This is a genomic window from Aeromicrobium sp. NPDC092404, assembly GCF_040684095.1.
In the GTDB taxonomy this organism is placed as follows: Bacteria; Actinomycetota; Actinomycetes; order Propionibacteriales; family Nocardioidaceae; genus Aeromicrobium.
In genome coordinates this window covers 721,223-732,757 of sequence record NZ_JBFBFI010000001.1, presented here as the reverse complement: position 1 = coordinate 732,757, position 11,535 = coordinate 721,223, and the positions used below count along the sequence as shown (strand labels likewise).

Below are 11,535 nucleotides of genomic sequence, written 5' to 3'. Positions count from 1 at the left end.
GCTGTACCTTCCCGAACCACTGGTTCTCACGATGCGCGCGCAGAAAGTTGAAAGATCTCGACTGGTTGGCGACTCCTGTCATCACACCGACCAAGGAGCCAGACATGTTCAAGAAGAAGACCCCCGTGCCCACGACCGCCGAGTACCAGGCCGCCTGGAGCGCCGCATGCGCGCCTCACGTGCCCGAGCAGGTCATCACCGTGGCCCTTCTGAACCCCGCCGGCGCCGTTGCCGGCAAGGCGGCGAGTGTTGCCGGCGGAACCGTCGGTGGGCTCACCGGCCGCGCCATCGCGTCGACCGTCGCCAACCATCAGATCAGGAGCGCCAACGATCGGCCGATCCCGCCGGTGCTCGCAGCCGTGCTCACCGCCAGCGCCGTGCACCTGCTCGAGGTGGAGCTCGTCAGCCCGGACGCCGACCAGCTCCGGGTCGTCGCGCCGTTCGAGACGTGGGCCCGTGACGGCCTCGGTCTCACCGTGTCCCGCAAGCTCATGAGCGAGCGGCTCAGCTTCGACCTTCCCGGCGGGCGACGCGTCGAGCTCGACGGCATGTTCGCGCCGCGCTGCAAGGAGCGCCTCTACCAGCCACTGATCGACCAGCTCCGCGCCTGAGGCAGGAGGCTTCAGCCGGCGAGTGCGGCCTCGACGTCGAGGCACGCCGATGCCAGCCGGCCGACGGGATCGGCGAGCAGCGGCTCGAACGCGAGCTCGGCCGCCCCGTGGAGCACGGAGTCGCCGCCGAGCCCCGGCAGCGTCACCAGGACCTGCTCGCGCGGGGCCGTGAGGGCCTGCACAGCGAGCTCGCGCTCGACGTCGTCACGCACGAGGGGGAACAACGACCGGAGGTAGCCACCGAGGACGATGACCCGCGGGTTGAGCATGTTGACCGCGCCGGCCAGGCCGCGGCCGAGGTGCTGGCCGACGAGACGCAGGTCGGGGCTCGCCTCGTCCACCCCTTCGAGGAACTCCCCCAGCGAGCCGAGCCGCTCGGCCGGGCAGCCGACGGCCAGGGCGATGGCGGGGGCTCCGATCTCGGTCTCCCAGCAGCCGCGTGCGCCGCAGTGGCACAGCTTGCCGTCGGGCAGGAACGGCAGGTGACCGATCTCGCCGGCATAGCCTCCGGCGCCCTCGAGCTTGCGGCCGCCGACGATGACGCCGGCACCCACGCCGACCTCGCCGGAGAGGTAGATGAGGTCGTCGACCCCGACTCCCGCCCCGCGGAGGTGCTCCGACAGCGCGCCGAGGTCGGCATCGTTGCCCAGCACCGGCATGCCGATGGGACCGAGGCGCTCCGACAACAGCTTGCTGAACGGGACGTCGTGCCAGCCGAGGTTGGGGGCCAGGCGCACGAGTCCGTCGTCACCGCGGATGATGCCCGGCACGCCGAGCCCGACGCCGACCAGGGCTGCCCCGGGCTCGACGTCGCGCACGACCAGGCGCATCAGGTCGACGACTGAGGCCGCGATCGCGTACGGGTCGTGGTCGGCCGGCACGGGGCCGGTCGCCCGCGACCGCACCACGCCACCCAGGCCGACGCGCGCGACGGTCAGGCCGTCGACCCGCAGGTCGACCGCCAGGACGTACGCTCCCGCGCGCGCCTTGACGTCGACCGACGGGCGCCCGGCGCCGATCCGGGTCCCTGAGGGCTTGGCCTGATCGGCCAGCCCCAAGGACTCCAGCTCGGCCACCAGACCCGCGATGGTGCTGCGGTTGAGACCCATCCGAGCCGTCAGCTCAGCACGAGAGATGCGACCCGCACGATGCACGTGCCCGAGAGCAGTCCCGAGGTTGTGGCGGCGGACGTCCTCCTGATTCGTGCCGACCCCCGAGCGTCCGGCTGTAGCCATGGCTTATCCCAAGCCTGTCGCCGACCGACGCCGGCGCGTGATCGCGTCGACGCTCGCGGCGAGCAGCAGGACGCCACCGGTGACGAGGAAGTTGATGTACGAGGCCTGGTCGAGCAGCCCCAGCCCGTTGGCGATCGTCGCGATGACGAGACCACCGATGACGGCATCGAGCGCCTTGCCCTTGCCGCCGAACAGGCTCGTGCCGCCGATGACGGCCGCTCCCACGGCGTAGAGCAGCGTGTTGCTGCCGCCCGAGGACGTGGACACCTTGCCCAGGTTGGAGGCCGCGATGATCCCGCTGAGGGCGGCCAGGGACGATCCGAGCACGAACACCGAGATGCGGATGCGGTCGACATTGATGCCGGCGCGACGTGCCGCCTCGGGGTTGCCGCCCACGGCGTAGATGTGCCGGCCGTACGACGTACGGCTCAGGACGAACGTCAACAGGATCAGCAGGGCGATGACGAGCGGCAGGACGTACGGGATGCCCTCGATGACGAATCCGGGGTTGGGCGCCCGGTTGAGGTTGAGCACGTACGTCACGGCGAGCAGGATCACCGCGAGCACGGCGATCCGCGCGATCACGACGGCCAGGGGCTGGTGCTGCAGGCCCTTGGCGACCTTGATGCGGTGGCTGCGCAGCGAGAGTGCGGCGAAGACGGCGATGATCACCACGGCGAAGATCCAGCCCCACATGACGGGCACGTTGTTCTTGGTGATCCCCCGGATGACCTCCTGGTCGACGCGGACCGAGCCGCCGTCGCCGATCAGCTTGAGCAGGATGCCCTGCAGGCCGAGGAAGAACGCGAGCGTCACGACGAAGGACGGGATGCCCAGCTTGGACACGAGCAGGCCGATCAGCAGGCCGATGAAGGCGCCTGCCACGACTCCCGCGAGGACTGCGACACCCCAGGGGTAGCCCTTGTCAGCGATCGCGAGGCCCATGATCGCGGCCGAGGTGCCACCGGTGAAGCCGGCGGAGAGGTCGATCTCGCCGAGCAGGAGGACCAGGACGAGCCCCATGGCCAGGACGATGATCGCGCCGGCCTGGGTGATGAGGTTGGCCATGTTGAGCGCGGACAGGAACCGGTCGTTGGCCAGCCCGAACACGATGAACAGGACGATGAGCCCGAGGATCGCGGGCAGTGCCCCCATGTCGCCGCCGCGGACGCGGTTGACGTACGCCTGGAAGGCTTCGCCGAGCGTGTGCGACTGGGTGCGGTCGGAGGCGAATCCGGCCTCTTCGGAGTCGGTGATGATGTCAGTCATGTCAGTTCCCGTCAGACTTTCGCGGTCGCGGCAGGGCCGTCGACGTCGCTGGAACGGCCCGTCGTGATGAGCTCGACGACCTGACGGGACGTGACGTCCTTCGTCGCGACGTCGGCTGCCACGCGGCCGAGGTAGAGAGCAGTGATGCGGTCGGCGACCTCGAACACGTCCGTGAGGTTGTGCGAGATCAGCAGGACGCCGACGCCGGAGTCGGCCAGGCGGCGGACGAGGTCGAGGACCTGGCGGGTCTGGGCGACGCCGAGGGCAGCGGTCGGCTCGTCGAGCAGGACGACCTTGGAGTTCCACAGCGCCGACTTCGCGATGGCGACGGTCTGGCGCTGTCCGCCGGAGAGGCTCGCGACGCTCTGGCGCACGGACTTGACGGTGCGGACCGACAGCGAGGCCAGGACCTCGCGGGCCTTGGACTCCATCGTGGTCTCGTCCAGCAGCGGGCCGTTCTTCATCTCGCGGCCGAGGAACATGTTCTCGACGATGTCGAGGTTCTCGCAGAGGGCGAGGTCCTGGTAGACGACCTCGATGCCGAGTCCTGAGGCGTCCTTGGGACCGTGCACGTTGACCGGCTGGCCGTCGAAGCGGTACTCGCCGTCGTCGATCGGGTAGATGCCCGCGATGGCCTTGACGAGCGTCGACTTGCCGGCGCCGTTGTCACCGACGAGGGCGGTGACCTGGCCGGGGTAGATGGTGAGGTCGACGTCGTGCAGGACGTGGACGACACCGAAGCTCTTGTTGATTCCTCGCAGCTCGAGGAGGGGTTGCGTTTCGCTCATGGTGAGCCTTCCAGGGGGTGCAGGGTCCGAGATGAGGTGGTGCGGAGACAGCATCGGGTGCGGTCCCCCGGAGTTCGCCCGGAGGACCGCACCCGCAGCAATCAGCTGATGCCAGCGTCAGTGCACAGCTTGGCGAAGTCGCCAGTGCACACGTCCGAGGCCTTCAGGTCGCCCGACTCGATCGGAGCGCCGACGTTCGACTTGTCGATCGCGACGGGGTCGAGAAGGATCGCCGGGACGTCACGCTTGCCCGTGTCGTCCTTGACGGTTCCCGTGGTCTCGGGCTTGTCGCCCTTGACCATCGCGATGGCGGCCTCGGCCAGCGCGCCGGCCTGGCCGGTCGCCGACTTCTGGATCGTCATGCACTGCGTGCCAGCGAGGATGTTCTGCAGACCCTCGGCAGTCGCGTCCTGACCGGTGACGGGGACCTTGCCGGCCTGACCGTTCTTGTCGAGGATCGAGATGACCGCACCCGCGAGGCCGTCGTTGGCGGCGTAGACGCCGTCAACCTTGCCGTCGACCTTGGTGTAGAGCTGCTCGAAGATCGTGACGGCCTGCTCGTTGTCCCAGTCCGGGACAGCCTGCTCGCCGACCTTCTTGTAGGACGTGACCTTGTCGAGGACGCTGTGAGCACCCTGCGAGAAGAGGGTCGCGTTGTTGTCCGTGGGCGAACCGTTCAGGTAGACGATGTTCGCGTCCTTGTCGCCCAGGCACTTGGCGAGGCCTTCACCCTGAAGGGCACCGACCTTGCTGTTGTCGTACGAGATGTAGACGTCGGCCGAGCCGCCGAGGGTCAGACGGTCGTAGTCGATCGTCTTGACGCCCTGGCTCTTGGCCTTCTCCTCGATGGCCGCACCCGAGTCCGAGTCGAGGTTGACGATCGCGAGGACCGTCACGCCGTCGGTGATCATGCCGTCGGCGATGGTCTGCATCTTGTCGGCGTCGCCCTCGGCGTTCTGGATGTCGTAGTCGACCCCAGCTGCCTTGAACGCCTTCTCGAGCGCCGGCTTGTCAGCGCTCTCCCAACGAACCGACGACTTCGTGTCGGGCAGGATGACGCCGATCTTGCCGTCGACCTTGTCGCCGCTGCCGCCGTCGCTGCCCTTGTCGTCGCTGCCGCCGCAGGCGCTGAGCGCGAGGCTCGCACCCAGGATTCCTGCAAGTACGAGATTGCGTGTCCGCTTCACACAGACCGCCTCCTATTTCCTCCAGTAGTGCGCCGGGGCCGACATGGTTTCGTCCACATGACGCGTTTGTTGTTTGCCACAACGTATACGGTGACCGGAGTCACGTCCAGCGATTGGCACAACAAATTGATTACGTGTCGGTGACGACGCAATGCGACAGGGGCACCGCCGGATCGGCGATGCCCCTGACCTGCGGAGATGCTCAGTCGAGCAGGCTGCGCAGCACGTACGGCATGATGCCGCCGTTGCGGTAGTAGTTGGCCTCGCCCGGCGTGTCGATACGGACGACGGCGTCGAACTCCACGTCGCCTGCCTTCACGTGGACGGTCTTGGGCGTACGACCTTCATTGAGCTCGGTGATGCCCGTGAAGTCGAACGTCTCCTCCCCCGTCAGCCCCAGGGACTCGGCGTTCTGGCCCTCGGGGTATTGCAGCGGGAGGACACCCATGCCGATCAGGTTGGAGCGGTGGATGCGCTCGTAGGACTCCGCGATGACGACCTTGACGCCCAGCAGCGCGGTGCCCTTGGCGGCCCAGTCACGCGACGACCCGGAGCCGTACTCCTTGCCCGACAAGACGACGAGTGGCACACCGGCGGCCTGGTAGGCCTCGGACGCCTCGAACACCGACGTGACCTCGCCACCGTCGATGAGGTTGCGGGTGAAGCCGCCCTCGGTGCCCGGCGCCATCTGGTTGCGCAGGCGGATGTTGGCGAACGTGCCGCGGATCATGACCTCGTGGTTGCCCCGACGTGACCCGTACGAGTTGAAGTCGCGCGGCTCGATGCCGTGCTCCGACAGATACTTCCCGGCCGGGCTGTCCTTCTTGATCGCACCAGCAGGGCTGATGTGGTCCGTCGTGACGGAGTCGCCGAGCTTGAGCAGGACGCGCGCACCCGTGACCTCCTCGACCGGCGAGGGCTCGAGCGCCATGCCGTCGAAGTAGGGCGCCTTGCGGACGTAGGTCGAGTCGGGATCCCACTCGAACACGTCGCCGTCGGGTGTCGGCAGGTTCTGCCAGCGCTCGTCGCCGGCGAACACGTCGGCGTACTCGCGACTGAACGTGTCGGAGTCGATCGACGACGCGATGACGTCCTCGACCTCCTGCGGCGACGGCCAGATGTCCTTCATGAAGACGTCGTTGCCGTCCTCGTCCTGGCCCAGCGGCTCGTTGAACAGGTCGACGTCCATGGAGCCGGCCAACGCGTACGCGATGACGAGCGGCGGGGACGCGAGGTAGTTCATCTTGATGTCGGGGTTGATGCGGCCCTCGAAGTTGCGGTTGCCCGACAGCACGGCGGTGACCGCGAGGTCGCCGTCGTTGACGGCCTTGCTGACCTCGGGGATCAGCGGCCCGGAGTTGCCGATGCAGGTCGTGCAGCCGTAGCCCACGAGGTTGAAGCCGAGCTTGTCGAGGTAGACGTTGAGCCCCGACTTCTCGTAGTACTCGGTGACGACCTTCGACCCGGGCGCCAGCGTCGTCTTGACCCACGGCTTGCGCTGCAGCCCCTTCTCGACGGCCTTCTTGGCCAGCAGGCCGGCGCCGATCATGACCGACGGGTTGGAGGTGTTGGTGCACGACGTGATCGCGGCGATCGTCACGGCGCCGTGGTCGACCTCGAACTCGGTGCCGTCCTCGAGGCGTACGTGCTGCGGGTTGCTGGGCCGACCCGCGCCCGAGGGCGCCGGAGCGTTCGGCTTGTCGCCGTTGGTGCCGTCGTCGGTGCTGCTCGGGGTGTCGGACGCCGGGAACGACTCGTCGACGGCCTCGTCGTAACCGTTGAGGTCCTGCTCGGTGTAGTCGGCGAGCGCCGTGCGGAACGCGCCCTTGCTCTCGGTCAGCGACACGCGGTCCTGGGGGCGCTTGGGTCCGGCGATCGACGGGACGACGTCGCCGAGGTCGAGCTCGAGGTACTCGGAGTAACGCGCCTCGCGATCCGGGTCGTGCCACAGGCCCTGGGCCTTGGCATAGGCCTCGACGAGGGCGATCTGCTGCTCGTCGCGGCCCGTCAGGCGCAGGTACTTGGTGGTCTCGTCGTCGATCGGGAAGACCGCGATCGTCGAGCCGTACTCGGGGCTCATGTTGCCGATCGTGGCGCGGTTGGCCAGCGGGACGGCGCCGACGCCGGAGCCGTAGAACTCGACGAACTTGCCGACCACGCCGTGCTCGCGCAGCATCTCGGTGATGACGAGCACCAAGTCGGTGGCGGTGGCGCCCTGGGGCAGCTCACCGGACAGCTTGAAGCCGACGACGCGCGGGATCAGCATGCTGATCGGCTGGCCGAGCATCGCCGCCTCGGCCTCGATGCCGCCGACACCCCAGCCGACGACGCCCAGGCCGTTGACCATGGTCGTGTGGGAGTCGGTGCCGACGCAGGAGTCGGGGTAGACCGTCCCGTTCTTGTCGAACACCACTCGTGCCAGCTTCTCGATGTTGACCTGGTGCACGATGCCGGTGCCGGGCGGCACGACCTTGAAGTCGTCGAACGCACCCTGGCCCCAGCGCAGGAACTGGTAGCGCTCGCGGTTGCGCTCGTACTCGATCTCGACGTTGCGCTCGAACGCCTCGGGCGTGCCGAAGACGTCGGCGATGACCGAGTGGTCGATGACCATCTCGGCCGGTGCGAGCGGGTTGATCTTGGTGGCGTCGCCGCCCAGGTCGGCCATCGCCTCACGCATCGTCGCGAGGTCGACGACGCACGGGACACCCGTGAAGTCCTGCATGATCACGCGCGCCGGCGTGAACTGGATCTCCTTGCTGGGCTCGACGGTCGCGTCCCAGCCGGCGAGGGCCTCGATGTCGGCCTTGGTGATGTCGGCGCCGTCCTCGGTGCGCAGGAGCGACTCGAGGAGCACCTTGAGGCTGAACGGGAGGGTCGAGACGTCGAGTCCGTCACCGGTCACCGCGTCGAGGCGGTAGTAGTCATAGGTGGAGTCCCCGACTGTGAGGGAGTCCTTCGATCCAAAGCTGTCGACGGCCATCGTCATTCTCCTTCGCGTCGTCTTCCATCCTGCCCAGCATCGCTGCGCGTCGCACGGTCAGGGCGTCCTAACCTCGTGCGGAATGTCTCTTGACATCAAGATACATGATGTCGAGAGGTTAGGCACCCCGGCGCGCTCAGAACGGCTCGGGGAACCGCAGCAGGGGCGAGTAGTAGGCGATGTAGATGATCGCCACGCCCAGCAGCCCTGCGACACCGGCGACGTCGACCGCGACCAGGACGCGCTGCCGCCCCCAGGTCGTGACGGCGTCCGAACCCGTGCCGCGTACGACCTTGGTGCGGGCGATGCGGTCGGCGAACCCGCGGTCGCTTGAGATCAGCAGCGGCACGATCAGCACGATGAGCGCGAGATAGGCCGCACCGCCGAAGTGCCAGCTCTCGGGAGTCAGCCGGCGGAAGACCGTCGGCAGGCCGATCGGGATCGCCGCGACGGCCAGGTCCAGCAGGACCGCCATGACGAGACCGCGGAGGACCCCCCGTGCGGCACCCGTGGGCGCGTCGTCTCCGACGTCGACCACAGCGAGCCCGACGCGATGCTTGCCGATGCTGTGACCGCGGAGGCCTTGCCGCAGCCCGTTGTTCCAGATCAGGAAGAGCTCGCCCACGATCAGTCCGCTGAGGATGAGGTCGTCGGACAGGCTGATGCTCCAGAAGTCGTCGGCGCCGCCGTCGGCGACGGCCTCGCGGATCGCGCGCCCGAGGAAGTAGAGGAGGGCACCTGCGGAGAACGCCGCGCTGAACAGCAGTGCGTCATGCCCGAGGGCCTCACGTCTCAGCTGCCTGATCGTCCTGTACTCCGCCATGACGACTCCTATCGCATCGCTCGTACGTATCCAACGAGCCGGCGGCCGTCGCGGACACGGTCTTCCCACGTGATTCCGAATCCCAGCAGGACCGCGCTGACCGCGGCGATGAGGACGACCCGGGGCGCCGCGTTGGCGTACGGACCGATGTTGAACAGCACGAGCAACGTGAGGATGACCGAGCCGAGGACGAACGGCGCCTGCCAGGTGAATCGAGCGCCCAGGACCAACGCGGCGACGGCCCCGAGCCCCAGCAGGAGGGCGCGGAGGTCGGTCGGATCGGCGAGCGCCCGCGGCACGCTGGGCAGCAGCGCGAGGGCCAGCCCCGGACCGAGCAGCAACCACGTCGAGCTCTCCGGCTGCCGGCGCACGAGGTAGAGCCCGACCGCGAGCGCGATCGCGCCGAGCGGGAGCGTGTAGGCCTCGACGAACGAGAATCCGCTGTCGATGATGAGCAGGACGTACGCCACGGCGAGGGCCGCGCCGCCGACCCAGAGGTACCACTGGCGGGACGGCACCACGAAGCTCAGCGCGATGATCACGACGCCCGCGATCGTCCAGCGCACCGCCGCCTCCGCCGTGGACCCCTCGGAGACGAGGGCCGCGAAGAGCGCCAACGCCGAGGCTGCCTCGACCGCCACCCGGACGGGATGCTCGCGCCACAGGGTGCCAGCGGCTGCGAGCAGCGCCAAGGAGGCGACGACGCCGACCAGCGCGGGCACGGCGTGGGGCGGGTCGAGGAGGTCCGTCGCGGCCACGAGGCCTGCGACCAGGACGAGGACGGCACCGGCGGCGTACGCCTGGCGGAGGCCGGCCTGGCCCTTGGCCCACGCAAGGCCGGCGAGAACGAGCGCTCCCACGATCCAGGCCACGGCGGACACCCCCTGGTTGGCCGCGGCCAGGGCAGATGCGAAGCCGACCAGCACGACGGCGGTCGGTGCCGCCATGGGCGCGAGACCACGCAGGTGCGCGGCGAGCAAGCAAGCGGCCACGCCCAGCCACGCCGCGACGGCAACACCGGTCGGCAGCTGCGCGACCACCACGGCGTCGAGGACTCCGAGCCCGGCGGCGACCGTCACCACTGAGGTCCGATGGGCGCGCAGGCCCTCGAGCTCGGGCCATCGCGGGACGAACCAGGCGACGACCACGAGGGCGACCAGCATCGGCACCGCGACCCAAGCCGCCGCGTCGCCGGCCCAGGTGGCGTCGACTCGCGCATCCCAGGCGCGTGACCACGACCGGTCCAGTGCGGTGCCGACGGCGTCCGCGACGTCGACGAGCAGGGCGAGATGCAGCAGCGCGAACGCGGCGACGACGGGGGTCGCGCCGGCCCGCAGCCCCCTGACCCAGTCGTTCGTGCCGCGGGAGGCAGCGATGGCGAGCACGGCGGCCAGACCCGCGAGGGTCAGCCAGAAGCCCTCGGGCTCCCACGCCTCGGTCGCCGGTGTGCCCACCAACGCCCCGGCTGCCAGCACCGCAAGCGCGACCCCGGCGATGCGAGCCGGAGCGACGACCCAGGCCACCGTCACGGCCACGAGGGCCATGACCACCATCGGCAGGCCGTGCCCGTCACGGGCCAGCTCGTCGAGGCTCGGGTGGTCGAATAGGTCGACGGCCGCCACGACGTACGACCACGCGAAGAACACGGCCACGACGACACGTGCCGTGATGGTCAGTGGCCGCAACCCGGCCGGACGCGTGGCAAGGGCCAGCACACCGGCGACGACCAGCGCGAGGATCGAGCGCCACGACAGGTCCCAGTCCTCGGCAAGGGCCCCTGCGCCGATCCCGGCCATGGCGATGCCGACGCCGCCTGCGAGTGCCGGCGAGACGAGGTCGGCACCGACCGGCTTGCGCGACAGCAGCGCGATCAGGACGCCGAGGGCGACCAGCGCCACACCCCATCCGACCCACGCCCCCGCGACGCTCATGCCGTCGAGGCCGAGCATTCCCTCGTGCCGAGCGGCGAAGAAGTCGAGCGTGAGCAGCGCCAGCACGACCGTCCAGACGGCTTCGGCCGACGCGCGCAGCGGACGGCGCGTCACCCACACACCGAGAGCGGCGAAGACTGCGGTCACGCCGATCAGCACCGCCGTGCGCCCCACCAGGCCGAGATCACCCCAGGATCGGGTGACGAAGATGAACCCGGCCACGATGAGGCCGAACGCACCCAGCGTCAGCAGCACCGTGCCGACGGACCAGCGTCGTTCCTTGGGTGCGGCTGCAGGCGCCTGCTGACCCGGCGGCGGTGGACCCCCGAACGGATCGTGCCGGGATGCCGCCGGCGCTGGCGCAACCTGGGGTGTCGGCGGGGCTGTGGCAGTCGGCGGAGCGACGGGCGCAGCGGTCGGCACCGGAGGCGTGGCGGGAGGCGCAACCGGCGGGGCGTGTGCGGCCGGGCCCGAGGTCGGCGCTGGACGGCCCCGCTTGAGCGCGGCACGTGCCAGGAGCTCGTCGGCCTGCAGGAGCGTCTGCCAGAGCTGGCGGACCTCGGCGGACGTCAGGTCGAGGCCGCAGTGCGGGCACGTCGACTGGCCGGCGATGACGCCCCGACAGTCCGGACAGGCTTGCGGGTCTGCGAAGCGCATGGCCACACTCTGGCGTGACCGTCACCCCCGCACAAGGACCGCCACACGTGTCGG

At 69.3% G+C, this 11,535-nt stretch carries 8 protein-coding genes; 1 reads left to right on the top strand and 7 read right to left on the bottom strand.

The window, feature by feature from the left end:
• The first annotated feature begins 104 nt into the window (after positions 1 to 104).
• A complete protein-coding gene (locus AB0N22_RS03705) occupies positions 105 to 611 on the top strand; it encodes a hypothetical protein (RefSeq protein WP_364636242.1) in 507 nt (168 codons plus the stop codon).
• Between the two features lie 11 nt (positions 612 to 622).
• On the opposite strand, the gene AB0N22_RS03700 is transcribed toward AB0N22_RS03705, so the two are convergent.
• The 7 genes from AB0N22_RS03700 to AB0N22_RS03670 form a co-directional block, all read right to left on the bottom strand.
• Positions 623 to 1,846 carry an ROK family transcriptional regulator gene (locus tag AB0N22_RS03700; protein ID WP_364636240.1) on the bottom strand — a complete coding sequence of 408 codons (1,224 nt, stop codon included), beginning with the start codon at positions 1,844 to 1,846 and terminating at the stop codon, positions 623 to 625.
• Between the two features lie 3 nt (positions 1,847 to 1,849).
• Positions 1,850 to 3,115, bottom strand: a complete 1,266-nt coding sequence (locus AB0N22_RS03695; protein WP_364636237.1) for an ABC transporter permease — start codon at positions 3,113 to 3,115, stop codon at positions 1,850 to 1,852.
• 11 nt (positions 3,116 to 3,126) lie between these two features.
• Positions 3,127 to 3,903, bottom strand: coding sequence for an ATP-binding cassette domain-containing protein (locus AB0N22_RS03690; protein ID WP_364636235.1), 777 nt, complete (start codon positions 3,901 to 3,903; stop codon positions 3,127 to 3,129).
• A gap of 101 nt (positions 3,904 to 4,004) precedes the next feature.
• Positions 4,005 to 5,090 carry a substrate-binding domain-containing protein gene (locus tag AB0N22_RS03685; protein WP_364636232.1) on the bottom strand — a complete coding sequence of 362 codons (1,086 nt, stop codon included), beginning with the start codon at positions 5,088 to 5,090 and terminating at the stop codon, positions 4,005 to 4,007.
• Positions 5,091 to 5,292: 202 nt separating this feature from the next.
• Complete coding sequence (locus AB0N22_RS03680) at positions 5,293 to 8,070, bottom strand: aconitate hydratase (protein ID WP_364636229.1); 2,778 nt, start codon at positions 8,068 to 8,070, stop codon at positions 5,293 to 5,295.
• A gap of 136 nt (positions 8,071 to 8,206) precedes the next feature.
• A complete protein-coding gene (locus AB0N22_RS03675; protein ID WP_364636226.1) occupies positions 8,207 to 8,893 on the bottom strand; it encodes a hypothetical protein in 687 nt (228 codons plus the stop codon).
• Positions 8,894 to 8,901: 8 nt separating this feature from the next.
• Positions 8,902 to 11,481, bottom strand: coding sequence for a hypothetical protein (locus AB0N22_RS03670; protein ID WP_364636223.1), 2,580 nt, complete (start codon positions 11,479 to 11,481; stop codon positions 8,902 to 8,904).
• Between the last annotated feature and the right edge of the window lie 54 nt (positions 11,482 to 11,535).

Bases quoted from the DNA above. Each gene is read 5' to 3' on its own strand.
- AB0N22_RS03705 (WP_364636242.1), top strand. From the start codon at position 105: ATGTTCAAGAAGAAGACCCCCGTGCCCACGACCGCCGAGTACCAGGCC.
- AB0N22_RS03700 (WP_364636240.1), bottom strand. From the start codon at position 1,846: ATGGCTACAGCCGGACGCTCGGGGGTCGGCACGAATCAGGAGGACGTC.
- AB0N22_RS03695 (WP_364636237.1), bottom strand. From the start codon at position 3,115: ATGACTGACATCATCACCGACTCCGAAGAGGCCGGATTCGCCTCCGAC.
- AB0N22_RS03690 (WP_364636235.1), bottom strand. From the start codon at position 3,903: ATGAGCGAAACGCAACCCCTCCTCGAGCTGCGAGGAATCAACAAGAGC.
- AB0N22_RS03680 (WP_364636229.1), bottom strand. From the start codon at position 8,070: ATGGCCGTCGACAGCTTTGGATCGAAGGACTCCCTCACAGTCGGGGAC.
- AB0N22_RS03675 (WP_364636226.1), bottom strand. From the start codon at position 8,893: ATGGCGGAGTACAGGACGATCAGGCAGCTGAGACGTGAGGCCCTCGGG.
- AB0N22_RS03670 (WP_364636223.1), bottom strand. From the start codon at position 11,481: ATGCGCTTCGCAGACCCGCAAGCCTGTCCGGACTGTCGGGGCGTCATC.